This is a genomic window from Sphingopyxis sp. P8 (genome assembly GCF_020622175.1).
In the GTDB taxonomy this organism is placed as follows: Bacteria; Pseudomonadota; Alphaproteobacteria; order Sphingomonadales; family Sphingomonadaceae; genus Sphingopyxis; species Sphingopyxis jiangsuensis.
This window is the reverse complement of sequence record NZ_JACNMK010000001.1, coordinates 552,148-575,046: the sequence shown is the minus strand read 5'-3', so window position 1 is coordinate 575,046 and position 22,899 is coordinate 552,148. Positions and strand designations below refer to the sequence as shown.

Annotated in this window: 26 protein-coding genes; 14 read left to right on the top strand and 12 right to left on the bottom strand. The window is 63.6% G+C overall.

The window, feature by feature from the left end; genetic code table 11:
* The first annotated feature begins 142 nt into the window (after positions 1-142).
* Complete coding sequence (locus H7692_RS02845) at positions 143-1,459, top strand: aspartate aminotransferase family protein (RefSeq protein ID WP_227339741.1); 1,317 nt, start codon at positions 143-145, stop codon at positions 1,457-1,459.
* Here the strand turns inward: H7692_RS02845 and H7692_RS02840 are convergent.
* Positions 1,456-2,652, bottom strand: a complete 1,197-nt coding sequence (locus H7692_RS02840) for an ATP-binding protein (protein WP_227339740.1) — start codon at positions 2,650-2,652, stop codon at positions 1,456-1,458. The genes H7692_RS02845 and H7692_RS02840 overlap by 4 nt on opposite strands.
* A 189-nt stretch (positions 2,653-2,841) precedes the next feature.
* Here H7692_RS02840 and H7692_RS02835 point away from each other — a divergent pair, with 189 nt between their 5' ends.
* Together H7692_RS02835 and H7692_RS02830 are read left to right on the top strand one after the other, a co-directional pair.
* Positions 2,842-3,258 (top strand): hypothetical protein, encoded by a 417-nt coding sequence (locus tag H7692_RS02835; RefSeq protein WP_222136020.1) that lies wholly within the window; start codon positions 2,842-2,844, stop codon positions 3,256-3,258.
* Positions 3,259-3,310: 52 nt separating this feature from the next.
* On the top strand, positions 3,311-4,312 hold the full coding sequence (locus H7692_RS02830; RefSeq protein WP_222136021.1) for a fumarylacetoacetate hydrolase family protein: 1,002 nt from the start codon (positions 3,311-3,313) through the stop codon (positions 4,310-4,312).
* Between the two features lie 62 nt (positions 4,313-4,374).
* Here the strand turns inward: H7692_RS02830 and H7692_RS02825 are convergent, their stop codons facing one another.
* The 7 genes from H7692_RS02825 to H7692_RS02795 form a co-directional block, all read right to left on the bottom strand.
* Complete coding sequence (locus tag H7692_RS02825; protein WP_390881103.1) at positions 4,375-5,364, bottom strand: type II secretion system F family protein; 990 nt, start codon at positions 5,362-5,364, stop codon at positions 4,375-4,377.
* Between the two features lie 70 nt (positions 5,365-5,434).
* Positions 5,435-6,355 carry a type II secretion system F family protein gene (locus tag H7692_RS02820; RefSeq protein ID WP_314817345.1) on the bottom strand — a complete coding sequence of 307 codons (921 nt, stop codon included), beginning with the start codon at positions 6,353-6,355 and terminating at the stop codon, positions 5,435-5,437.
* Between the two features lie 116 nt (positions 6,356-6,471).
* Entirely contained in the window at positions 6,472-7,746 is a 1,275-nt protein-coding gene (locus H7692_RS02815; protein WP_222136023.1) for a pilus assembly protein CpaE, read from the bottom strand.
* Positions 7,743-8,387: a CpaD family pilus assembly protein gene (locus H7692_RS02810; RefSeq protein WP_201925730.1), complete on the bottom strand. Its 645-nt coding sequence runs from the start codon at positions 8,385-8,387 to the stop codon at positions 7,743-7,745. The genes H7692_RS02815 and H7692_RS02810 overlap by 4 nt, the downstream gene beginning before the upstream one ends.
* Before the next feature lie 24 nt (positions 8,388-8,411).
* A complete protein-coding gene (locus H7692_RS02805; RefSeq protein ID WP_201925728.1) occupies positions 8,412-9,914 on the bottom strand; it encodes a type II and III secretion system protein family protein in 1,503 nt (500 codons plus the stop codon).
* Between the two features lies 1 nt (position 9,915).
* The gene (gene cpaB, locus H7692_RS02800; protein WP_201925725.1) at positions 9,916-10,947 is read right to left on the bottom strand and encodes a Flp pilus assembly protein CpaB; all 1,032 of its coding nucleotides are present in this window, start codon (positions 10,945-10,947) and stop codon (positions 9,916-9,918) included.
* A gap of 48 nt (positions 10,948-10,995) precedes the next feature.
* Entirely contained in the window at positions 10,996-11,484 is a 489-nt protein-coding gene (locus H7692_RS02795) for a prepilin peptidase (protein ID WP_201925723.1), read from the bottom strand.
* A 92-nt stretch (positions 11,485-11,576) separates the two neighbouring features.
* Between H7692_RS02795 and H7692_RS02790 the strand changes: the two genes are divergently transcribed.
* Together H7692_RS02790 and H7692_RS02785 are read left to right on the top strand one after the other, a co-directional pair.
* Positions 11,577-12,707 (top strand): NAD(P)/FAD-dependent oxidoreductase, encoded by a 1,131-nt coding sequence (locus tag H7692_RS02790; protein ID WP_201925721.1) that lies wholly within the window; start codon positions 11,577-11,579, stop codon positions 12,705-12,707.
* Between the two features lie 91 nt (positions 12,708-12,798).
* A complete protein-coding gene (locus H7692_RS02785) occupies positions 12,799-12,975 on the top strand; it encodes a YegP family protein (protein WP_201925719.1) in 177 nt (58 codons plus the stop codon).
* 10 nt (positions 12,976-12,985) lie between these two features.
* Here H7692_RS02785 and rnhA read toward each other — a convergent pair whose 3' ends face one another.
* The 3 genes from rnhA to ispH are packed head-to-tail and all read right to left on the bottom strand — an operon-like array spanning position 12,986 to position 15,389.
* Complete coding sequence (gene rnhA, locus H7692_RS02780) at positions 12,986-13,444, bottom strand: ribonuclease HI (protein WP_201925717.1); 459 nt, start codon at positions 13,442-13,444, stop codon at positions 12,986-12,988.
* Positions 13,441-14,403 carry a homoserine kinase gene (thrB, locus tag H7692_RS02775; protein WP_201925715.1) on the bottom strand — a complete coding sequence of 321 codons (963 nt, stop codon included), beginning with the start codon at positions 14,401-14,403 and terminating at the stop codon, positions 13,441-13,443. Before thrB ends, rnhA begins: the two co-directional genes overlap by 4 nt.
* A complete protein-coding gene (ispH, locus tag H7692_RS02770; protein WP_201925712.1) occupies positions 14,403-15,389 on the bottom strand; it encodes a 4-hydroxy-3-methylbut-2-enyl diphosphate reductase in 987 nt (328 codons plus the stop codon). The genes thrB and ispH overlap by 1 nt, the downstream gene beginning before the upstream one ends.
* Positions 15,390-15,537: 148 nt before the next feature.
* Here ispH and H7692_RS02765 point away from each other — a divergent pair, with 148 nt between their 5' ends.
* From H7692_RS02765 to tatC, 9 genes are all read left to right on the top strand, one after another.
* Positions 15,538-16,209 carry a hypothetical protein gene (locus tag H7692_RS02765; protein WP_201925710.1) on the top strand — a complete coding sequence of 224 codons (672 nt, stop codon included), beginning with the start codon at positions 15,538-15,540 and terminating at the stop codon, positions 16,207-16,209.
* A 128-nt stretch (positions 16,210-16,337) separates the two neighbouring features.
* Positions 16,338-18,065 (top strand): arginine--tRNA ligase, encoded by a 1,728-nt coding sequence (argS, locus tag H7692_RS02760; RefSeq protein ID WP_222136024.1) that lies wholly within the window; start codon positions 16,338-16,340, stop codon positions 18,063-18,065.
* A complete protein-coding gene (locus tag H7692_RS02755; RefSeq protein ID WP_201925706.1) occupies positions 18,065-18,778 on the top strand; it encodes an SPOR domain-containing protein in 714 nt (237 codons plus the stop codon). The genes argS and H7692_RS02755 overlap by 1 nt, the downstream gene beginning before the upstream one ends.
* 110 nt (positions 18,779-18,888) lie before the next feature.
* A complete protein-coding gene (gene nagZ, locus H7692_RS02750) occupies positions 18,889-19,896 on the top strand; it encodes a beta-N-acetylhexosaminidase (protein WP_222136025.1) in 1,008 nt (335 codons plus the stop codon).
* Positions 19,897-19,901: 5 nt separating this feature from the next.
* Positions 19,902-20,672 (top strand): segregation and condensation protein A, encoded by a 771-nt coding sequence (locus H7692_RS02745; protein ID WP_222136026.1) that lies wholly within the window; start codon positions 19,902-19,904, stop codon positions 20,670-20,672.
* Positions 20,669-21,262, top strand: coding sequence for an SMC-Scp complex subunit ScpB (gene scpB / locus H7692_RS02740; protein ID WP_222136027.1), 594 nt, complete (start codon positions 20,669-20,671; stop codon positions 21,260-21,262). The genes H7692_RS02745 and scpB overlap by 4 nt, the downstream gene beginning before the upstream one ends.
* A gap of 24 nt (positions 21,263-21,286) precedes the next feature.
* Entirely contained in the window at positions 21,287-21,514 is a 228-nt protein-coding gene (locus H7692_RS02735) for a twin-arginine translocase TatA/TatE family subunit (RefSeq protein WP_201925697.1), read from the top strand.
* Between the two features lie 31 nt (positions 21,515-21,545).
* On the top strand, positions 21,546-21,932 hold the full coding sequence (tatB, locus tag H7692_RS15155) for a Sec-independent protein translocase protein TatB (protein WP_201925695.1): 387 nt from the start codon (positions 21,546-21,548) through the stop codon (positions 21,930-21,932).
* Entirely contained in the window at positions 21,929-22,732 is an 804-nt protein-coding gene (tatC, locus tag H7692_RS02725; protein ID WP_222136028.1) for a twin-arginine translocase subunit TatC, read from the top strand. The genes tatB and tatC overlap by 4 nt, the downstream gene beginning before the upstream one ends.
* A gap of 35 nt (positions 22,733-22,767) precedes the next feature.
* On the opposite strand, the gene H7692_RS02720 is transcribed toward tatC, so the two are convergent.
* Complete coding sequence (locus tag H7692_RS02720) at positions 22,768-22,893, bottom strand: entericidin A/B family lipoprotein (protein WP_201925690.1); 126 nt, start codon at positions 22,891-22,893, stop codon at positions 22,768-22,770.
* Between the last annotated feature and the right edge of the window lie 6 nt (positions 22,894-22,899).

Here is a 22,899-nt window from a genome sequence, read left to right as displayed (position 1 = left end):
CCCGATTGGGCAAAGCGCCCCCTGTTGAGTGCGCAGCCTATCGCGAAGCGTGGGGCGGCGCCAGAGGGGCAATTTTCCCGATTGTCAGCCGCTTGGCGGGCGGTCACAGTGGCGCGGCAATCAAAGCCGTAGGGAGCGCGCGATGAAGGGTGAGAATGATCCGCTGGCGTCCTTCTGGATGCCGTTCACCGCGAACCGCGCCTACAAGGCGCAGCCGCGCCAGCTCGTGTCGGCAAGCGGCATGTACTACCAGAGCGCCGACGGGCGGCAGATCCTCGACGGAACGTCGGGGCTATGGTGCAGCAATGCCGGGCATTGCCGCGCCGAAATCGTCGAGGCGATTACCAAGACCGCCGCAACACTCGACTATGCGCCGACCTTTCAGCTGGGCCATCCGTTACCGTTCGAACTTGCACAACGACTCGCCGCGCTGATGCCCGACGGGCTCGACCGGATTTTCTTTACGAACAGCGGGTCCGAATCGGTTGATACCGCACTAAAAATAGCCATGAATGTCCAGCGCGCACGCGGGCAGGGGACGCGCACGCGGTTGATCGGGCGCGAGCGCGCCTATCATGGCACCGGCTTCGGCGGGATCAGCGTCGGCGGGCTCGTCAACAACCGCCGCGCGTTCGGCGGCGGCCTTCCCGGCACCGACCATCTGCGCCACACGCACGATCCTGACCGCAACGCCTTTTCGCGCGGCTTTCCGCAGCATGGTGCGGAGCTGGCCGACGACCTCCAGCGGCTCGTCGACTTGCATGGTGCGGAAACGATTGCCGCGGTCATCGTCGAACCGATGGCGGGATCAACGGGCGTGCTCATTCCGCCGGTCGGCTATTTGCACCGGCTGCGCGACATCTGCGACCGTCACGGCATCATCCTGATTTTCGATGAAGTCATCACCGCCTTCGGGCGTGTCGGTGGGGCTACCGCCGCGAGCGAATGGGGTGTGACGCCTGACATCATCACCATGGCCAAGGGGCTTACCAACGCGGCGGTTCCGATGGGCGCAGTCGCGGTGAAGCGCGAACTGCACGACGCCGTGATCGAGAGCGTGCCGGGCGGGATCGAGCTTTTCCACGGCTATACCTATTCGGGCCATCCGCTCGCCGCCGCTGCCGGGCTTGCCGCGCTCGACGTCTATGAGCGTGAGGGGCTGTTCGAGCGCGCGCGCGAACTGGGTGCCTATTGGGAGGACGCTGCCCATTCCCTTAAGGTGGGGCGGCATGTCGTCGATATCCGTGCAATCGGACTCGTGGCCGGTATCGAGCTGGAACCGCGACCGGGCGCACCGGCCGCCCGCGCGACCGAATTTTTCCATGCCGCGTTCGACAACGGTCTGCTGATCCGCGCAACCGGCGATATCATCGCATTGTCGCCGCCGTTGATCGTCGAAAAGGCGCAGATCGACGAGATGTTCGGTAAACTTGCGGAGTTGGTCGAGCGGATCGACTAGTTTTCGGTTGCGAGTCGAAAGACGACCGAGACCGTCGTCCCCTTGCCGATTTCGCTCGCAATATCGAGCTGCCCCTGATGGCGCTCGCTGATGTGTTTGACGATCGCCAGGCCAAGGCCGGTTCCGCCGACCGACCGGCTTCGGGCCTCATCGACGCGATAGAAACGTTCGGTCAGGCGCGGAATATGGTCGGCTTCGATGCCGTCTCCTTCGTCGACAACCGACAAACGCACCCGCGTCCCTTCGCGTGCAAGCTTGACCGTCACCGGCGTGCCGGGACGGCCATATTTCATCGCGTTGGTGATGATATTGTGCGCAAGCTGGCTGAGCTGCGCTTCGTCGCCGAATATCGGCTGCTCGGCGTCGCCCAGTTCGGCAACGATGTCCCGCGCGCGCGGTTGGTCGCTTTCGCGCAGCTGCGCCACGGTTGCCCCCGCAACGACGCGCAAGTCGATTGTCGCAGTGGGGCGGCGAAAACGGTCCGCCTCGACGCGGGAAATCGAAAGCAGGTCCATTACCAATTGCTGCATCCGTCGCGCCTCGCGGTCGATGATCGAAAGGAAGCGGTGGCGGGTGGGACCGTCGTCTTCGCCGTTCATATCCTGCAGCGTTTCGACATAGCCGAGGATCGCGGCGAGTGGTGTGCGAAGCTCGTGGCTGGCATTCGCTACGAAATCGGAGCGCATGCGGTCGGCGGCGTCGATCGCCGAGCGGTCGGACAGGAAGATGATCCGGTCGGTGCCCGACAGCTTGGCGATTCGCATCGTCCAGCGCTGACCGGGGCGCGGAAAATCGGCGAGGCTCAGCGTCTCGACGGGTGCGGCATCGGCAAGACGCGACAGCCAGTCGGTTGCCGCCGGGTGGCGGATCGCGGTGCGGATGTCGGCACCGACGATATGCCGGCCGAGCAGCTTGATTGCCGCGTCGTTCGCGATGGTCACGATGTTTGCCGCCGTCCCCAGCAGAGGTTCTTTTTCCTGGTCGGCCCATTGGGCGAAATCGGGATGGTGCAGCAGCGAGCGCGGCGGGAGAACGACGGGTTCGGTATTCACCTGTACTCGTGCGTCGGAAACTGGCGCGGCAAGGGTGCTGTACAGCACGGCAACGGCCGCGATCGCGGTGATCGTCAGAATCGTGATCGACAGCGCATCCCCGCCGACCATCGCCGCGAAAAGCGCGGCTATGGCAATCATTGTCAAAGCGGCGACGAGACTGGACAGGCGGTCGAACATCCTGCCTTGTGCCTTAAACGATGCCACGTCGCCCGCAAGCCCGTTCGCACCGCTAACGATTCTTCGCCCAAGCGTCCCAAAGCGGGAAGCGGCCGCGTCCGGAGCGGTCTTTGCCTTTTCCTCGTCCGGCCATTGGGTTAAGCGTCAATCATGAAAAGTCACGATGATCAGGCGAACAATGCGCAGGAGGATGCGGGCGAAGCCGCGCCTTCGCGTCGTCGCCTGCTCATTCTCGGCGCGGCAGGCGCTTCGGCGGCGATGACGATCCGACCTGCCTTTGCGCAGACCGCGGTATCGGTGATGAATTGCCAGATTCCGGTCCCGGGTCCGGGTGGCGCGGGGCAATATATCGATGCCGGCGGCCGATTGGTGCCGCCGGGAACCAAAGGCGCCTTTCCAGGCGCCCCTCGCCCGTTCACCGGCGAAGAGGTCAAGCGCGCATTTCGTGGCCAGACTCTGCCCGGCGCGACCTACAATCAGTCGCAGGCCTATCTGCAATATATCCGGCGCTTGCAGGCGGGGCAGAGCGGCTTTACCTGTTTTGCATCGATCCAGATGCCGCGCTGATCATCGCTCCCCCGATCATGCGATGCGCGCCATCGCAGACAAAGGGACAAATGTGAAACTTGCTTCGCTCAAGCATGGCCGCGACGGTCGGTTGATTGTCGTATCGGATGATCTCGCCTGGTACGCCGACGCTACGCGGATTGCGCCGACCATGCAGGCCGCGCTCGACAATTGGGCCGACGCTGCCCCGCGGCTCGCTGCGCTGGCCGAGGATCTGAACCATGACGCAATCCCGAAAGAACGCTTCCACGAGCGCGACGCCGCCTCGCCATTGCCGCGCGCCTATCAATGGGCCGACGGCAGCGCGTATGTGAATCATGTCGCGCTCGTGCGGCAGGCGCGCGGGGCAGAGATGCCCGAGAGTTTCTGGCACGATCCGCTGATGTACCAGGGCGGCAGCGACGCTTTCCTGGCGCCGCGCGACCCGATTCCGCTCGGCGATCCCGCGTGGGGCTGTGACATGGAAGCCGAAGTTGTCGTCGTCACCGGCGATGTTCCTGCCGGGATCGAGGCGGCGACGGCGCGCGAGCATATCCTGCTGGTCGGCTTGACCAACGACGTCTCCCTTCGCGGTTTGATTCCGGGCGAACTGGCCAAGGGGTTCGGTTTTTTCCAGTCGAAGCCGTCGAGCGCGATGTCGCCGGTGTTCGTGACGCCGGAATCGCTCGGCGATCGGTGGAAGGACGGAAAACTGCACGGTACCTTATGCGTCGATTTGAACGGCGAGCCATTGGGGCGCGCCGATGCGGGCGTCGACATGACCTTCGATTTCGGCGCCCTGATCGCGCATGCTGCAAAAACGCGCAATCTGGGTGCGGGAACGATCATCGGATCTGGCACGGTGTCGAACCGCGACAGCGATGGCGGACCGGGCAAACCAATCGCTCAGGGCGGGCTGGGATATAGCTGCCTTGCCGAAGTGCGAACGGTCGAAACGATTCTGGAAGGCGCGCCCAAGACGCCGTTTATGCAAAAGGGCGATACCGTCCGCATCTGGATGGATGATGAGCGTCATCACAGCATCTTTGGCGCGATCGAACAGCAGGTTGCTTAAGCAAGAAAAAGGGGGCGGATGTTGGTCCGCCCCCTTTTCCGTTTCGCTGCAAAGCTTTTGATTTAATTGCCGCTGCCTCCAAAGGCGCCGCCCGACATCGCGTCGCTAAGCGAACAGGCCGCCGGGCCGAGAATGACGATGAACAGGCACGGCAGGATGAAGAGGATCAGCGGAACCGTCATAATTGCCGGCAGGCGTGCAGCCTTTTCCTCGGCGCGCATCATGCGCTCGTTGCGGAACTCGGCCGACAGGACGCGCAGCGCGCTGGCGAGCGGCGTGCCGTATTTTTCGGTTTGGATCATCGTGGTGACGACGCCCTTCACCGAGTCCAGATTGACGCGATAAGCGAGATTCTCGAACGCCTGCCGGCGCTCGGTCAGGAAGCCGAGTTCGATCGACGTGAGCGCAAATTCTTCGCCCAGTTCGGGGTAGGCGCGGCCAAGCTCTTTGGCGACGCGTGAGAACGCGGCGTCGACGGTCAAACCGGCCTCGGCGCAGATGACCAGCAGGTCGAGCGCGTCCGGCAGGCCCTTGCGGATGGCGTCGGTGCGCTTCTGCCGCTTGTTGTCGACAAAGAGGTCCGGCGCCTTGTAGCCGAGAATGAGCGCAGCCATGGTCGCGCCCGATCGCTTCATCGACGACAGCTCGGGCCACATCTCGAGGCCATAAATGAGGAATGCGGCAAGTCCGCCGAACACGATCGGCAGAACAAGGCGACCAAAGATCACGGCAACAGCCAGATCCTTCGACCGGATGCCGGCCTGTGCCAGCTTTTGCTGCACTTCCTTGATCTGCTCTTCCTGAAGCACCTGCAATTTGCCCAAGAAGGTCCGCATGCGGTCTGCGGTCTGATTTTTGCGAACAAGCTTCGCGCGGCGTTTCGTCGTCGAGGCGGTGATCCCGGCCTTCAGTTGTTCGCGCCGCTCGTTGAGCGCCTTGACGCGCTTGGTCATCGGGTTCCGAACGGTCACGGCGCCATAGATGGCCATGGCCACTGCAAAAACGCCGACGGCAGCAAGCATCGTGGCGGCCCACACGACATCAACACCCATTACGGTCGGGCCCGACTGCGCTCCGGTGAAGGCGGCAAGAATGAGGTTGTTGGTCATTTCAGCGCGCCCTTCAGATTTCGAAACTGATCATTTTTTTCATGATGAAGGCGCCGATGCTCATCCATACGAGTCCGCCAAGACCAGTCACAATCAGCCGTTCTTCAGAGAAGAAGCCTGCCAGATAGTCGGGGTTCATCATCCAGACGATGCCAAACACGAAGAAGGGCAGCGCGCCGACGATATAGGCGGACGCCTTGGCTTCGGACGACATGGCCTTGATCTTCAGTTTCATTTGCGCACGCTTGCGCAGCACGTCGGAAAGGTTGGCCAGCGTTTCAGCGAGGTTGCCGCCCGTCTCCCGCTGAATCGCGATGGTGATGCAAAAGAACTGGAACTCGGGCGTGCCGAGCATATTGGCCGATTCTTGCAGTGCGGCTTCCATGGTGTTGCCGATTCGGATGCGCTCGACCACGCCCTTGAACTCTTCGCCCACCGGTCCCGGCAGCTCCTGGCTAACAACCTGGAATGTTTCCGTGACGGGCAAACCCGATTTCAGGCCGCGGACGCACAAATCGATGGCGTCGGGAAAGCGTGTGTTGAACGCCGCAACACGTTTCGCGATGAGCCTGCCGAGATACCAATAGGGGCCACCTACGCCGACGAAGACGCCAACGAGCAAGGCCAGCGGAAGTGGAGTGCGAAGCATCAGCAACAGCCCTGCCGCGACAACGAACCCTCCCATCGTCGCGAAGGTATATTGGCTAAGCGTCCACGGCTTTCCCGTCCGGCGAATCCGCAGTTCCATCAATTCGCGGCGGGGAACGAGGCTCGACAGCACGGCATTGGTGTCGCCGGAGCCGGTCTGAATCGTTTTGCGCATCTGGGCCGCGACCACCGCTTCGGTCGACGCGGCGTGGCGATCCTTGACGGTGGCGAGCCGACGCGTCTTTGCCTTCGCAACCGAGGGGCCGCCAAGCAGGATGACGAGCACGACAAAGGCCAGAAAGGCGGCGGCGATGATAAGGATCACTGAAAGGTTCATGGTCGGCTTTCGTCCACTTCGGTGCGGGGTTCAGCCGGCGCGCGCGTGGCGCGCACCGCTCAAACTTACTTTGCGCCTTTTTTGGTCATCATTCCGCCGAGGCCGCCGAGCTTGCCGAGAAGCGAGCTGCCCGATTTCCCTTTCGCGGCGGCCGGGGCTTCCTCGACCTCGCTGTCGGCACCGTCGAGGATCAGGCGCATCAGATTCGTCCAGACCTGGCTCGCCTTGGTTCCCTTGCAGATTTCGGCATAGGATTTGCCGAGCTTCGCGGCCTGGCTGACGAGCTTGGGATCGAATGGAATGGTGATGTCGACCTGGCGCTCGATGGAGGATTCAAACTCCTTGCGCGACAGTTCGCCAACGGCGTTCTGGAATTTGTTGGCAACCAGAACGACGCGTGCGCCCGGAACATTCTGTTTGAACCACGAGAGCAGGCGGATTGTGTCGCGCGCCGATGCCAGCGTCACGTCGCTGACGAGCAGGATCGTGCCCGCTTCCGACACGAGGTGCGGGAAGGGAATGAGAACCTGACGCGGGATATCGACGATCGTCATTTCGAAGGCGTTGCGCAACTCTTCCTCGAGTTGGAAGAACGCAGAGCCGTCGGTCATCACCGGCTGATGGATCGGCGCTTCGGCTGACAGCAGGCTGAGCTTGTCCGATGCACGAACCATTGCTCGTTCGATGAAGAGGCCGTCAATACGGCTGGGATTGTCGATTGCGTCTATCAGCCCGCGGCCCGGTTCGAGGTCGAGCGTTAGCGCGCCGGTGCCGAAATGGACGTCGAGATCCAAGAGCGCTGTCTGGCGCTCGGCCTGCTCGCTCATCGCCCAGGCGAGCGACGTCGATACCATCGAAGCGCCCACGCCGCCGCGCACGCCGACGACTGCCATCATATGATGCGGCTTGTCGTCGTGCATGTCGGCATGTTTCGGCGCCGACAGGATCGCCTGGGCCGTCGTCAGCGATTCGCGGACCTGGTCGAGCGAAAGCGGTTTCAGGAGATAGTCCTGGATCCCGCTCGAGAGAAGGTCGCGGTAAAGGCGTACGTCGTTGACCTGACCGGCGGCGATCACGACCGTTCCGGGCTCGCAGACCTCGGCAAGCGCGTTGATGTCGTTGATCGGGTCGCCCGACTCCGACATGTCGACGAACAGGATGTTCGGGCTTGCGGAGACCGACAGCGACTGGACCGCGTTACGAAGGCCGCCCTTGTTGCACTTTTCAATCGGCCAACCCATGTCGCCCGCGGCGACGCGGATCAGATCGAGCGTCTCGTCGTCGCAGACAAAGGCATTAAACGGATCGCGCAATCCTGCTGCTTTGAAAGGAGCGTTCACTGGCCACCTCCGTTGCTGGTCGACTCGCCCTGCAGTTCGCCGGCGCCGGTCTGGGGTTTCGTCCGATAGGTGTTGATCGCGCGTGTTGCTGCGGCGGGATCACTGCGTTCGCTGCGCGTGCCCTTGATCAGGTCGTTGGGGTCCGCGACCATCGCAGCAAGATTGCTGTTGGTCGCGCAGCCATAGTTGGCCGAGGTCGCGTTGTTATAGTTGAGCGACGATTTGCTCGACCAGTCGGGGCAGCCCGGAACATGTGCCGACGCCCGGGTCACGACGACGCGGACATGGCCTGCCGGAACGGCGCCCGTCGTGACCGGCACCTCGTTGCTCATCAGCAAGCCGCGACGTTCGACCATCGACCGGATCGTCGCTTCGGCTCCGCGCGAGCCATAGAGCGACGGGTCGTCGATAGCGATGCGATCGCCATAGCGGATACCGAGCGCATCGAACCAACCGGCGAGGCGGCCCTGTTCGCTCGGAGCCATCTCGCCATTGGCGGCGGCGACGTCGAACTGGAAGATGCTGTTGCGGACGACGGGCTGGTGAACCGAGTCGAGACTGCGGTTGCTGTTGCCGGCACCGGTACAGCCTGCAAGCGACGTGGCCAGTGCCAGAGCCGTCAAAGTTGCGATATTTTTCATAACCTGCTCCTCAGAACCAGCGCATCACTTGAAGTTGAAACCGGGCGAGGCATCGCCCGCGCCGCCGCGTGGCCGGTCCGCATCGACTGCTGACGTTTCGAGGCGCGGCTTGGGCCGCTCGCCACCGCTCACCCCGTCGCTCTGCTGTCCGATCAGAAGACGCGACAGATCGTTGGTGTTCTGGAATGCGTCGGTCGGCAGCTTGATGTCGTTCGCCGATACCGGCTGCACCAGATAAGGCGTCACGACTATGACGAGTTCGGTTTCGCCGCGGCGGAAGCTGTCCGATTTGAACAACATGCCGAGGATCGGCACGTCGCCAAGGCCGGGCATCTTGTCGATGGCGCCGATCGAACGGTTGTTCATCAGGCCGGCGATCATGAAGCTTTCGCCCGACCCGAGCTCGACCGTCGTTTCGGCGCGGCGGATCGTCAGGGCGGGGATTTCGAACCCGTCCATGCGGATGGCACCTTCGGTCGACAGTTCCGACACTTCGGGACGCACGCGCAGGCTGATCCGGCCGTTTGACAGGACCGTCGGCGTGTAAGCGAGGCTGACGCCGTATTTGCGGTATTCGATCGTCGTCCCGGCGAAGTTGCCCGGGATCGGGATGGGGAACTCGCCGCCGGCAAGGAAGTCGGCGGTCTCGCCCGATATTGCCGTCAAGTTGGGCTGAGCGAGCGTCACGACCATGCCCGAACGCTCGCCAAGGTCGAGCGAGGCAATCAGATCGATGCCAAACAGGCGTCCGGCGCCGCCGATCGAATTGACGTTGGCCGGCTGGTTAAACCGATAGCCCGTCGTGCCCGCGGGAAGCGGCGGATCGCCTTCGCCCGGGAAGAGGATTTCGCCGGCGGTGCGGCCGCGTGAAATGCTGCCGAGAAAACCGTTGCCCAGCACGCCGTCGCGGTCGCGGGTCACGATATTGCCGCTGATTTCCTTGACGAGCGTCCGGTTCACCTCCGCAATGCGAACCTGCAGGTTGACCTGCAGCGGCGTCGCGGTGCGGAGGCGCGAGAGAACCTTGGTGTCTTCGCCGACGAAAGCCTGAACGAGACGTTCGGCCTCGGCGGCGTCGTCAGGCGACTGGACGGTCCCGGTGAGCAGGATCAGCCCGTTCATCGTGTTCGACGCGATATTGGCGTCGGGCATCGCGAGCGACAGCATCTGGTCGATCGTTTCGATGTTGTTGCCGACGCGTGCAACGGTCGAATAGACGACCCGGCCGCTCGCGTCAGTCGCATAGATGCTCGTTTCGCCCGGTGCCTTACCGAAAATGTAGAGCTGGCGGTTCGAGCGGACCTGGACGTCGGCCACCTTGTCATCCGCGACGAAGACATCCTTCATCGCAGCCGGGAGGCTGATCAGGCGGCCGCGTCCGACCGACAGGTCGATGCTGCTGCTCGCATTGTGCGTGGCCTGGGCGATAGCCGGGCCGGCTGGGGCGGCGACCAGCGTCGCGGCGACCAGGCCAACGGCCAGGGTACGCGCGAGTGCCGCCGCTTTGAAATTGGCTTTGCTGTTCATCTTACTTACCCCCAACCGGAACTTCGGTCACCTTGTCACCGCGCGTGATCCGCACGGTCGGGCCGCTGGGAATTGCGGCGGTGCCGCCATTGGACTGCGGCGACCCATATTGCTGCTGCGGCTGCTGCGGACGCTGGGTCACACGGCCGCGGACGGGCACCCAAAAGCGCGACACGTCGCCACCCGTCGTTGCTGATGCCCGGTTCGAGGTCGGGCGCGCAGCGGCGGCTGCCAGCATCTTCTTTTCGGCAGTGGTGCCGCCGCCGGCAGGCACGTTGATCTCACCCGAGGCGATGGCCGCGTCGAGTTCGCCAGCGCTTTCGGCGAGCGGGCGCAGTGCGAGGGACAATTTGCCCATGTTCTGCGCGACCGCGATCTTCTCGGCGATTTCCGAGGTAGCCTCGAGCGTCACCGAGCCAAAGGTGCGGACCGGAGTCTTGCCCGTTTCGTCTTCGGCGTCATAGCGCTGGTCGGTCGCGAGGACGCGGACGTTGCGCACGATGGTCTCGGCGGTGAACAATTGCTTGTCCGGGTAATTGCCGCCCTCTTCGATCTCGATTTCCTGCGCAAGCACGACATCGACGCGGTCGCCCGGGAAGACGAAGCCGGCGACGCCCTGTTCCTGCGACACCTTCACAGTGACGGCGCGCATGCCGGCGCCGAGCGCTGCGGCAAGGAAGCCACGATCGTCGGGATGGACGAGCGCACCCTGCGTGAGCGGCTGGCCCGCGGTGATCGGATAGCGCACCACCGTGCCGACCAGCGTGTTCACGTCGGTCTTTTCCTTCAGGAAGTAGGCCTTTTCGACCAGTTCCTTGGGCCAGGGCTGGAAACGGAAGCTATCGGGGCCGATGATCGTGCCGACGGGCAGTTGCCGCGTCGCGACGAGGATCATCGGTCCGTTGATTTCCGGCGCTGCGGCCGCTCGGGCCGCCGGAGCAGAGGCTCCACGCATCATCTGATTGACCCCGAATGCGGCGCCGATGGCGATCACCAGCGCGCCGACGATCAGCATAATCTTTCGCGTATCCATGACGATTTTTCGCCCTCCTGCACTCACCAGAGACGGCCGTGCTTGCCCTCAGGACAGACCGATAGCCTGAAAGTGGTTAAGATATTGTTGGTGAAGCGCCCAAAGCCCTGCGGCAGCGATGGCAACGCCGTATGGAACCTCTACGGACTTGTCGGACGGGCGTAATTTGCTGTGAACGAGCATGACGGCCGACAAGATGCCGCCGCCGACCGCCATCACGGTGAGCGCCTCGAGAAACAGGTTCACGGGAATCCAGAGCATCACGCCGCCGATCATCTTGACGTCGCCGCCGCCCATTGCGCCGAAAGCGAAGAGGCCGACGAAAATTGCGAAGACTGCAAGCGCGGCTCCGATCTGGATCGGAATTTCGGGCCAGAGCGCTAATCCCGACACGGCCCAGAAGGGAATGGCGAGGAGCGCGATTGCTGCGTTCAGCCGGTTGGAAATGGTGCGCGACCGGACATCGCTTATTGCCGCCGCGATCATAAGTGCCGCGAGCGCGAGCATTAGTGCGATCGAGAGGATGCCGCTTTCCATCGGCTTTGTCCTACGCAGCATGGCTTACCAAATAGTAACCATGTCTGCCGCGCGGCTTGCAATTCCGCGCTTGGTCGATATGCGGACGGGCAATGACGTCCGCTCTTCCTTCGTCCATCGACGTGCTGATCGTCGGCGCCGGGATTGGCGGCGCAAGCCTGGCAGCGGCCCTCGCGCCCCATCGCCGCGTGATGATGATCGAGCGCGAAGACGCGCCGGGCTATCATGCGACCGGACGCTCGGCAGCTTTTTGGCACGAGAGCTATGGCGGCGTACGCGTCCAGCCCCTGTCGGCCGCCTCCTTCGCTCTGCTCGACGCACCGCCGCCCGATTTTTCGGAGCACGGCTTTCTCTCGCCCCGCGCTGCGCTGACCATCGGGCAGCGCGAGGAGTGCGCCGCGGTTGACGCTTTCGTCGCTGAATTTGCCGAGCAGGGCGTCGATGTCATGCGCCTCACCGGTGCGGCAGTAGCAGACAGGGTCGCGGGTATCCGGCCCGAGTGGACCGAGGCGGCTTTCGAGCCCGCGTGCAGCGACATCGACGTCGGCGGGCTGCATGCGGCCTATTTGCGCGCCGCTAAACGCGCCGGAGCGCTGCTGGCCCCGCGCAAGAAACTTGTGTCGGCGCGTTGGCTCGGTGACCGGTGGGAGGCGAGCGTCGGCGGCGAGAAACTCGAGGCCGCCGTCATCGTCAACGCGGCCGGGGCATGGGCCGACCGGGTGGCAGCAGTATGCGGCGCGAAACCCGTCGGAATCCAGCCCTATCGCCGGACCGTGATGCAGTTGCGGCTCGGTGTCGCGACACCGGCCGACCTTCCCCTGATTATCCACGTCGGCGGCGATTTCTATTTCAAGGGTGTCGGTGAGGGACGGGTGTGGCTCAGCCCGCATGACGAAACCGCCACCGACCCGTGCGATGCCGCACCGGAGGAGCTCGATGTCGCCGTCGCCATCGACCGGATGCAATCGGTCGTCGACTGGCCCATTGCCGCAGTCGAACGCAAATGGGCGGGACTGCGCAGCTTTGCGCCCGACCGTATTCCGGTATTCGGCGCTGATCCGCATCAGGAGGGCTTCGTCTGGTGCGCGGGGCAGGGCGGCTTCGGTATCCAGACCTCGCCCGCAATTGGTGCACTTCTTGCGGCCCAATTGGGAGCGCCGCTTGCCGACGGACCGATTGCTTGCGTCGATGCTTCGCCATTTTCGCCGTCCCGGTTTGGCTGAGCCGCAAGCGGCGGGGTTGCGCGACCGGACGCGATGCCTAGGATGGCTGCGTTGCGCCACCGTCCGCGCGACATGACCAGCGGAGAATGACATGGCCCATTATTTCGAGATCAAGAAGAACAAGGCCGGCGAGTTCGTTGCCTATTTCAAGTATAACAGCGAAACCATCTTCTGGACCGAGGGCTATTCGAGCAAGGCCTCGGCAGTGAACGCCATCGAATCGATCAAGAAAAACGGACCGGGATCGGACACTCGCGAAGCCGAATGAGGCTTCGCGGCTAGCGACGCCCTGCTATCGCCAGCGCTGCGTCGCTGGCCAGCTTGTCGGCCAGTTCATTGTCGCCGTGGCCGGCGTGACCCTTGACCCAAAGCCATTCGATCTGGTGGCGCGCGGCTTCGGCGACCAGCCGCTGCCACAGATCGGCATTGGCCACGGGCTTCTTTGCAGCCGTCTTCCAGCCGTTGCGCTGCCAGCCATGCACCCATTTGGTGATGCCGTCGCGGACATAGACGCTGTCGGTCGACAATTCGACGCGGCATCCGCGCTTGAGCGCTGCCAGTGCCTCGATCGCCGCCAGCAATTCCATCCGGTTGTTCGTCGTGTCGGCCTCGCCGCCGGAGAGCGTCTTGACGACATCGCCCCAGCGCAGAACCGCGCCCCAGCCACCGGGACCGGGATTGCCCTTGCAAGCCCCGTCAGTCGCAACGATCACCGTTCGCTTGCTATCCGTGGTCATATACCAACGAACAGTTCGGCCGCGTCTTCGGCCTGATACCGGCGCAGGCGTGCAAGGAAGGGGGCAGGGTCTTTCCGGGTAACAAGGGCATCGGCGGGCGTGTGGACCCAGTCGTGCGCACGCGTAAGCAGGAAGCGCAGCGCCGCGCCGCGCGCGAGCAGCGGCAGTGCCGCGACTTCCATGTCAGTCAGGCAAATTTCCTCTGCATAACCTCGCATCAAGGCGCCGGCACGCGCCAGGTTGCAGTTCCTGCCGTCGTCCGAAAACGTCCAGGAGGCATGGGTGACGGCGACGTCATAGGCGCGAAAGTCGGTGGCGGCGAAGTAGAAGTCGATCAGCCCGGTCACCCGGTCGCCGAGCATGAGCACATTGTCGGGAAAGAGGTCCGCATGGATGACATGCTTTGGCAGGTCGCTCGGCCATTCGCGGTCGAGAAGGTCGAGTTCGGCGTCGACGACGGCCTGCAACCCCGGAATCACGACATCGAGATTGCCGGTGGCGGAGGCGACTTCACGCCAATGCTCGCGGCCCATGCTGTTGGCGCGCGTGCCGCCAAAGTCAGCCACGGCGCGGTGCATGGCGCCGAGCGCGGCGCCCGCCGACGCGCATTGCGCCGGGCTGGGATGCGTCAGCGATATGCCTGACAAAAATTGAATGATGCACGCGGCGCGCCCCGAAATGCGCTGAATCGCATCACCGCCGCGATCGCGGATCATCGCCGGGACCGGGCAATGTTTTTCGGAAAGATGGGCGAGGAGGTCGACGAAAAAGGGCAGATCGCCCTCGCTGACGCGCTTCTCGTAGAGCGTGAGGATGAAGCGCCCGCCAGTGGTTTCGAGCAGGAAATTGCTGTTCTCGACGCCCTCGGCGATTCCCTTGCACGACAACAGCGTCCCGATGTCGTAGCGGGCGACGAGCGCGGCAAGGTCGTCGGGATCGACGTCGGTATAGACCGCCATCAGTTAGCCGCCGGCTCGAGCCCGCGCGGCAGCTTGAAGACCATATTTTCTTCCGCCGTGACGACGACTTCCTCGGTGAGCGGGCGGAGCGCAGCGACAGCCTCGATGATCTCGCGTACCAGTTCTTCGGGTGCACTGGCGCCCGCCGTGATGCCAAGCGTCGCGATGTCGGCAATCCAGGCGGGGTCGATGTCGGTCCCTCGCTGCACCAGATGCGCCGGAGTGCCCAGTCGCTCTGCCACCTCGACGAGGCGCAGGCTGTTCGAGCTGTTGGGAGCGCCGATCACGATCATGCGATCGCACAGGCCCGCGATGGCCTTCACGGCCTCCTGCCGGTTCGACGTGGCGTAGCAGATATCTTCCCCGCGTGGTCCGGCGATCGTCGGGAACCGGTGCTGCAGCGCGGCAACGATATCGCGCGTATCGTCCACCGACAGCGTCGTCTGGGTCAGGAAAGAGAGCGCGTCGGGATTCTGCGGGGATAGTCGGGCGACGTCGTCGACCGATTCCACCAATGTCATTGCGCCTTCGGGCAATTGACCCAGCGTCCCTACAACCTCGGGATGACCGGCATGGCCGATGAAGATGATGTGTCGACCGGCTTCGTTCGCGCGCTCGGCCTGCCGGTGGACCTTGGACACCAGAGGGCAGGTTGCGTCGATATATTCCAGCCCGCGCGCCTCCGCCTTGGCAGGAACGGCCTTGGGCACGCCGTGGGCGCTGAAAACGACCGGGACGCCGTCGGGCACCTGATCGAGCGATTCGACGAATATCGCGCCCTTGGCGCGCAGCGTGTCGACGACATAGCGGTTGTGGACGATTTCGTGCCGGACATAGACCGGCGCCCCGAAGCGCTCGATCGCAAGCTCGACGATACGGATCGCCCGGTCGACGCCCGCGCAAAACCCGCGCGGCGCCGCAATCAACAGCTTCAGTTCGGCCGCCGTGCTGTGGTCGGCATGTATCGAGGACAGGGGAGCGTTCATGATGCAGGCGCTCTAGCGCAGCGCGGCATATCGGGTAAAGCGGCTTCGCACCGTTGCGCCGCGTTCATCCCCCCGATAAGAAGCGGCGCGCATGAAGCGGTCTCGACCGACCCGCTGCGCTCGCGCCTGTTTGGAAAGCCCGATTATCATGATGTCCATTTCGATTGCCTCCCGTAAGTTTCTGACCCTGTTGTTCGGCACGGCAGCCGTTGTCACCGTCACCGGGTGTGCGCGGGACAATGAAATCGAAGTGGCGGGCGGCGTCGGCATCACAGCGACGCGGAGCGCTTGCCCCGCCGTTGCTGTGCCGATGCACACGGGCGACATCACCTTGTTCGATCCGGCGAACAGCCGCGACGCGAGCGCCATCGACATCGTCGCGACGATCACCAATGTGACGCAGCAGTGCAACGACCAGGGCGAGAAAGTATATCAGCTTGCCAGTTTCGACGTGGTCGCGACGCGCCGTGATGCTGGCCCCGCACGTTCGGTTACCCTGCCTTATTTCGGAACCGTCGTGCAGGGCGGCACCGCGGTCGTCGCAAAGCGTTTGGGGCAGGTAACGGTCACTTTCCCCGAAGGGCAGGTGCGCGGGACCGGACGCGGCGAGGCGTCGGCCTTTGTCGATCGCGCCGCCGCCACGCTGCCCGCCGACATTCAGGAACGCATCACGCGCCGCCGCCGCGCTGGCGATCAGGACGCCGCGATCGACCCGCTGAGCCTTCCGGAGGTTCGCGCCGCGGTGCAGCGCGCGAGTTTCGAACTTCTTGTCGGCTTTCAGCTGACGCAGGAACAGCTCGAATATAACGTCCGACGATAATCTCGCGGCGCCGCATGGCGTTCGCATCCATACAGGCCCTGCGCGCCGTTATGGCGACGCAGGGCTTTTCGCATGTTCCAAGCTGCGCTAGGCCGCGCCAGCCTTTTTGACCGAAGATAGGATCACCCGTGACCCTGTTCCGCCGCTTTTCAGACCATATCGCTTCGGCGCTCGACGCCATTGCGGCGCGCGATGCGATCCCTGCGGGGCTCGACCGCCGCGCGATCAGCGTCGAACCCCCGCGCGATCCCGCGCATGGCGATGTTGCAACGAACGCCGCCATGGTGCTGAGCAAACCGGCCGGAATGAACCCGCGCGCGCTGGCCGAATTGCTGGCGGCTGAGCTCGTCAGCGTTGCCGAGGTCGAGGAGGCCAGCGTCGCCGGTCCCGGCTTTATCAACCTCCGCGTGTCGGCCGACAGCTGGCGCGCCGAACTGGCTGCCATTCATGGCGATGGCGACGATTATGGCCGCTCGAAAATGGGTGAAGACCGCTGCGTTAATGTCGAATATGTTTCGGCAAATCCCACCGGTCCGATGCATGTCGGGCATTGCCGTGGCGCAGTCGTCGGCGATGCGCTGGCGGCGCTGCTCGAATTCGCCGGGCATAAGGTCGTCCGTGAATATTATGTCAACGACGCAGGAGCGCAGGTCGATGTTCTCGCCCGGTCCGTGCATATGCGCTACCGCGAAGCGCTCGGAGAAGATATTGGCGCCATTCCCGAAGGGCTGTATCCGGGCGACTATCTGAAGCCGGTCGCTGCGCGGCTTGCGACAGAATATGGCGACCGCTTCGTCGGCGCACCCGAACGCGCGTGGCTCGGTCTGTTCCGTGCCGAGGCCGTGAGCGCGATGCTCGACATGATCCGCGCCGACCTCGCCAAGCTGGGCATCCACCACGATATATTCTCGTCGGAGGCCGAGTTGCAAGCAGCGGGCAAGCCCGACGAAGCCGAAAAATGGCTGCGCGAACAAGATCTTGTCTATGACGGGATGCTCGAGGCCCCCAAGGGCGAAACGCCCGAAGACTGGGAAGCTGTCGAACTGCCGCTGTTCCGTTCGACCCGTTTCGGTGACGACCAAGACCGGCCAATCAAGAAATCGGACGGGAGCTGGACCTATTTCGGCGCCGACCTCGCCTATCATTTCCAGAAGGCGCAGGATGCCGACGAGCTGATCGACATTTGGGGCGCCGATCATGCCGGCACGGTGAAGCGGATCAAGGCCGCGGTGGCCGCGCTGACGGGCGGTGAAAAGCCGTTCGATATCAAGCTTGTGCAGATGGTGCGGCTGCTCAAGAACGGCGAGCCATTCAAAATGTCGAAGCGCGCAGGCAATTTTGTCACGCTCGCCGACATTGTCGACGAGGTCGGCAAGGATGCCGTGCGTTTCACCATGCTGACGCGCAAGGCCGACGCGCAAATGGACTTCGACTTCGCCAAGGTGGTTGAGGCATCGCGCGACAATCCCGTATTCTATGTCCAATATGCGCACGCGCGGATTGCCTCGCTCAAGCGCAAGCTTGCCGACGCTGGCATTGCCAAAGCTGTGCCCGATCCGGCGCGCCTTGACGATAATGAACTCGCGATCGTCAAGCTGCTCGCGCAATTCCCGCGGATCGTCGAATCGGCGGCTGCGGCGCGCGAGCCGCACCGCATCGCATTCTATCTGGGCGACGTCGCCGCGGCCTTTCACGCCTGGTGGAACATGGGCAACGACCGGCCGGAAGCGCGGATCATCATCGCCGATGACGCCGAACTGACTGCAACCCGCCTTTATCTGGCCGATGGAATCGGGCAGGTAATCCGCAACGGGCTCCACCTGATGGGGGTAGAAGCGCTCGAGGAGATGCTTTGATGGCGGAGGAAAATGGCACCGGACTGGGGCTGGTCGACGAGGACCGCCTGCCGTGGCTCGAGCCGGCGGACAGTGTCGAGGACGATGGCGAGGTCTCGCCCGCGCGCTTGCTGATCATGGTGCTCGGCGGCCTGCTCTTGATCGGCGTGGTTCTCGGAAGCTTGTGGTGGATCCAGAACGGAGGAAAGCGCGGCAGTGGCGAGCTGATCCTTGCGCAGAAAGGCGATTACAAGGTCGCGCCCGTGGATGATGCCGCAAAAAGCTTTGACGGCGAAGGCGATGCAAGTTTTGCCGCGAGCGAAGGTGCCGAGCCGGCGGGCCGCGTCGATCCGAGCCGGATGCCCGAAGAGCCCGCCGTGACGCCTCAGGAACGCGAGGCAGCGGCGAAGGCGGCCAACGCACCCAAACCTCCCGCCGCGCAACCAGTCGCCACGAAGGATGCACCTGAACCGGCAGTATCGGAAAGTGGCGCGGCTTCGGGCGCCATGGTCCAGCTCGGGGCGTTCAGCAGCGAAGGGGCCGCGAACAAGGCATGGTCGACCCTATCGAAACGTTTCGCTTATCTGGCCGACCTCAACCGTTCGATTGCGCCCGCCAAGGTCGGCGACGGCACGGTCTATCGGCTTCGCGTCGGCGCCGGCTCAGCCCAAAATGCCGCGGCGCTGTGCGGAAAGTTGCGTGTCGCGGGCGAAAATTGCGTCATCGTTCGCTGAATCGCCTCATTCCGCCTCAACAATATTTGGCGCTACGCGCGGCTTGTGCCATGTTCGCTGATCTGCTCGCCGCGCGCAGGAGTGCGGCGATCGATGGAGATTGACGCACGATGATTCCCGCTATCTTTGGCCTTTCAGGATTGACCCTGAACGACGATGAGCGGGCGTTTTTCCGCGATTGCTCCCCCGCCGGCTATATTTTGTTCGGCCGCAACATTGCGAACCGCGAGCAGCTTCGGCGGCTGACCGACGAGCTTCGCGCGCTCGACGGGCGCGACAATCTGCCCATTCTGATCGATCAGGAGGGCGGCCGCGTGGCGCGGATGAAAGCGCCCGAATGGCCCGATTTCCCGAGTGGTGCCGCGTTCGACGCGCTGTACGACCGCGCCCCGGCGAGCGCGATCGAGGCGGCGCGGCTCAATGCGATGGCGCTCGCGTCGATGCTTGCAGAGGTCGGGATCACCGTCGACTGCCTTCCTTTGCTCGATGTGCGTCAGCCGGGCGCGAGCGACATCATCGGCGACCGCGCGCTCGGCAGCGAGCCGATGCGCGTGGCGGCGCTCGGTCGGGCAATATTGAACGGCTTGCAGGATGGCGGCGTCGTCGGCGTCGTCAAACACATACCCGGTCACGGCCGTGCGCTGTTCGATTCGCACGAGAAACTGTCGATCGTCACCGCATCGGACCATGAGCTTCAGACCGATCTCGCGCCCTTTGCCGCGCTTCGCGATGCGGCGATGGCAATGACCTGCCATGTGATTTTCGAAGCCTGGGACCCCGACCGCCCCGCGACGCTGTCGCCGATTATCATCGACAGCGTGATACGCCAGCGCATCGGCTTTCACGGGCTGTTGATGACCGACGATCTCGACATGAAGGCCTTGTCGGGCGACGTGCCCTCGCGCGCCGCCGCCGCAGTTGCGGCTGGATGCGACATTGCGCTCAATTGCTGGGCAAAGATGGACGATATGGTCGGCATCGCAAACGCGCTCGACCCGATCCGCCCGGTCGCGCTCGCGCGATTGCAGGGCGCGATGGACCGGATTGCCGGCGCGCGCGACCCCCGCCAATTCGCAGCGCTTGTCGACCAGCGCGACGCGCTGCTGGCGATGGCCTGACGTCTGTGGACGATCTGCCCCTCGAATATGAGGCGATCCCCGCAACGGCCGAGCGCGACGAAGCGCTTCAACTGTCACTCGAAAGCTGGGAGGGGCCGCTCGACCTGCTGCTGACCCTCGCGCGCAGCCAAAAGGTCGACCTTCGCCAGATTTCTATTCTCCAGCTTGTCGAGCAATATCTGGCGTTCATTTCGGAAATGCGCGCCAAGCTGGAACTTGCGGCCGATTATCTGGTGATGGCGGCGTGGCTCGCCTATCTGAAATCGGCGCTGCTGCTGCCGAAGGATCCACTTGAGGAGCCGTCGCCCGACGAACTGGCGCTTCGTCTGCAGTTGCGGCTCCAGCGGCTCGCCGCGATGCGCGAGGCGGCGGCGCGCTTGCTTGCGCGCGACTGCATTGGTCGCGACGTCTTCATCCGTCCGCAGCCGGAAGGACTGCATGACGTCAGGGTAAGGCGCTGGGATGCCTCGCTTTACGATCTTCTCTCGGCATACGGACAGGTCAAAATCCGCACAGAACCCGCGATCCATATGGTCTCGCGGCGCCCGGTCGTCACGCTCGACGCGGCGCTCCATCACCTCGAACGGTTGATTGGCGTGAGGCTCGACTGGGCGCTGCTCTCCGACTTCCTTCCGACCGATTACGACGGCCCGCTTCGCCGCTCGGCGATGGCGTCGAGTTTTGTCGCTGCGCTCGAACTGGCGCGGCAGGGGCGCGTCGACTTGCGGCAGGATGGTGCCTTCGAACCCCTTTACCTGAAAGCGGCAAGCCAATGATCGACGATCTCGAACGCGCAATCGAAGCGATGCTGTTCGCCAGCGACACGCCGCTCGACGCGCGCCAGCTCGCCGCCCGCCTCGGCGACGAAAAGACGCCGAGAGAGATCCGGGCGATCGTTCAGCGGATCGCGGCGCGTCACGACGGAAGCGGGATCGAACTGGTCGAGCGCGGCGGCCACTGGCATTTCCAGACGCCCGCCGATCTGGCGCATCTGCTCCGCCGCGAGCGCGACGATCCGCGCAAACTTTCGCGCGCGGCGTCGGAGGTTCTTGCCATCATCGCCTATCACGAGCCGGTCAGCCGCGCCGAGATCGAGGCGATCCGGGGGGTGCAAACGTCGAAGGGCACGCTCGATGTGTTGATGGAGGCCGAATGGATCGCGCCTGCCGGGCGTCGCGAGGTCCCCGGGAGGCCGCTCATCTACAAGACTACCGACTCTTTTTTGCGCCATTTCGGGCTCGAAAGTCGCAAGGACCTGCCTGGTATCGAGGATTTGCGCGCCGCCGGTCTGCTCGACCCGGTCGACCTCGCTTTCGAGGAGGCAATCGGCGAACTGGACCTAGTAAAAGACGGTGAGGAAGCCTAGATGAAGCGCTCGAGGAGAATGTAAATGGGTAGCTTCAGCATCTGGCATTGGCTGGTCGTCGGGATCATCATCCTGCTCCTGTTCGGAAAGGGACGCTTTTCCGATATGATGGGCGATGTCGCCAAGGGCATAAAAAGCTTCAAGAAAGGCATGTCGGAAGACGATACGCCGCCTTCGGCCCCCAAGCATATCGAGGGGCAGCGCGCGCCCGACGCGACGCCGACCCCGAGTGCGGAAACCGAAAACCGCTGATCCCAATCGCGCGGCGGGAATGTCCTGATCCATGTTCGATATTGCGCCCACCGAGTTGTTGCTCGTCGTGGTGGTGGCCCTTGTGGCCATCGGCCCCAAGGACTTGCCCAAGGCCATGCGCTTCGTCGGCAAATGGATGGGCAAGGCGCGCGGAATGGCGCGGCACTTCCGCTCGGGCCTCGACACGATGATGCGCGAGGCCGAGCTTGAAGAGCTCGAAAAGCAGTGGCGCGAACAGAATGAGGCGATCATGCGCGAATTTCCGCGCGTTGACGGTGTCGATGCGCCGCCGATGATCCCTGCAACGTCAACGCCGCCAGCCGATTCTCCCGTCGATCCGGAGATCGCGGCCGACGAAGCGGCGGCGAGCAAACCGGAAACGCACGAGGTTCCGCCGCGCGACGGACCGCTGCCATGACCGCCGAGACGCCGATGTCGACCGGGGATACCGACGGTGCGGGCGGCAAGATGCCGTTGCTCGATCATCTCATCGAACTGCGCTCGCGATTGCTCAAGTCGCTGGCCGCCATCGCTGTAGCGTTCGGCGTCTGCCTCTATTTTGCGAAACCGATTTTCGGTGTTCTCGTCCAGCCGCTCGTCGCGGCGGGGCAGGGGCGATTGATCTATACGCAGCTGTTCGAGGCGTTTTTCGTCGAGATCAAGGTCGCGCTGTTCGCGGCGTTGATGACCGCCTTTCCGGTGATCGCCAACCAATTGTGGAAATTCGTGGCGCCCGGGCTTTATCGCAAGGAAAAGCGCGCGCTTCTGCCCTTCCTGCTCGCGACGCCGCTTCTTTTCGCATTGGGCGCTAGCTTCGCCTATTTCATCACCATCCCGATCGCGCTCAAATTCCTGCTCGGCTATCAGGGTGAGGTGGGCGGAGTAACGCAGGAAGCGTTGCCGTCGGTCGGCAATTACCTCAGCTTCACGATGCAGTTCATCATGGCGTTCGGCATCGCCTTCCTGCTCCCGATCCTGTTGATGCTTATCGAACGGTCGGGGCTGGTTACGCGCGAACAGCTTGTGTCGGCGCGCCGCTATATGATCGTCGCGGCCTTTGTGATCGCCGCCATCTTTACCCCGCCCGATATATTGAGCCAGCTGCTCCTCGCGATACCGCTGGTGCTGCTTTACGAGCTGTCGCTATTCGCGATCTGGTTTACCCAGCGCCGACGCAAGGCGGGCGCCGAAACGGCGCCCGAACAAACCGCCGAATAAATCCGGCCGTCCCCAAAATCTGGAGGGGTAGCGCGTCAGAGCGCGCGGTCGCCTGCCTCGCCAACCGATTCGATGTCGCGGCCGACGCCCTTCACGGTGTTGCAGCCCGTGACCAGAAGACCGGCTAGCAGGGTGAGAAGGATGACACGGAAACTCGACATAAATCA

Bases quoted from the DNA above. Each gene is read 5' to 3' on its own strand.
- H7692_RS02765 (WP_201925710.1), top strand. From the start codon at position 15,538: ATGATGTCCATTTCGATTGCCTCCCGTAAGTTTCTGACCCTGTTGTTC.
- H7692_RS02790 (WP_201925721.1), top strand. From the start codon at position 11,577: ATGACGTCCGCTCTTCCTTCGTCCATCGACGTGCTGATCGTCGGCGCC.
- H7692_RS02825 (WP_390881103.1), bottom strand. From the start codon at position 5,364: ATGGGTGTTGATGTCGTGTGGGCCGCCACGATGCTTGCTGCCGTCGGC.
- ispH (WP_201925712.1), bottom strand. From the start codon at position 15,389: ATGAACGCTCCCCTGTCCTCGATACATGCCGACCACAGCACGGCGGCC.
- H7692_RS02795 (WP_201925723.1), bottom strand. From the start codon at position 11,484: ATGGAAAGCGGCATCCTCTCGATCGCACTAATGCTCGCGCTCGCGGCA.
- tatC (WP_222136028.1), top strand. From the start codon at position 21,929: ATGACCGCCGAGACGCCGATGTCGACCGGGGATACCGACGGTGCGGGC.
- rnhA (WP_201925717.1), bottom strand. From the start codon at position 13,444: ATGACCACGGATAGCAAGCGAACGGTGATCGTTGCGACTGACGGGGCT.
- H7692_RS02810 (WP_201925730.1), bottom strand. From the start codon at position 8,387: ATGAAAAATATCGCAACTTTGACGGCTCTGGCACTGGCCACGTCGCTT.
- H7692_RS02785 (WP_201925719.1), top strand. From the start codon at position 12,799: ATGGCCCATTATTTCGAGATCAAGAAGAACAAGGCCGGCGAGTTCGTT.
- H7692_RS02805 (WP_201925728.1), bottom strand. From the start codon at position 9,914: ATGAACAGCAAAGCCAATTTCAAAGCGGCGGCACTCGCGCGTACCCTG.
- nagZ (WP_222136025.1), top strand. From the start codon at position 18,889: ATGATTCCCGCTATCTTTGGCCTTTCAGGATTGACCCTGAACGACGAT.
- cpaB (WP_201925725.1), bottom strand. From the start codon at position 10,947: ATGGATACGCGAAAGATTATGCTGATCGTCGGCGCGCTGGTGATCGCC.
- tatB (WP_201925695.1), top strand. From the start codon at position 21,546: ATGTTCGATATTGCGCCCACCGAGTTGTTGCTCGTCGTGGTGGTGGCC.
- H7692_RS02735 (WP_201925697.1), top strand. From the start codon at position 21,287: ATGGGTAGCTTCAGCATCTGGCATTGGCTGGTCGTCGGGATCATCATC.
- H7692_RS02720 (WP_201925690.1), bottom strand. From the start codon at position 22,893: ATGTCGAGTTTCCGTGTCATCCTTCTCACCCTGCTAGCCGGTCTTCTG.
- H7692_RS02755 (WP_201925706.1), top strand. From the start codon at position 18,065: ATGGCGGAGGAAAATGGCACCGGACTGGGGCTGGTCGACGAGGACCGC.
- thrB (WP_201925715.1), bottom strand. From the start codon at position 14,403: ATGGCGGTCTATACCGACGTCGATCCCGACGACCTTGCCGCGCTCGTC.
- H7692_RS02835 (WP_222136020.1), top strand. From the start codon at position 2,842: ATGAAAAGTCACGATGATCAGGCGAACAATGCGCAGGAGGATGCGGGC.
- H7692_RS02845 (WP_227339741.1), top strand. From the start codon at position 143: ATGAAGGGTGAGAATGATCCGCTGGCGTCCTTCTGGATGCCGTTCACC.
- scpB (WP_222136027.1), top strand. From the start codon at position 20,669: ATGATCGACGATCTCGAACGCGCAATCGAAGCGATGCTGTTCGCCAGC.
- H7692_RS02840 (WP_227339740.1), bottom strand. From the start codon at position 2,652: ATGATTGCCATAGCCGCGCTTTTCGCGGCGATGGTCGGCGGGGATGCG.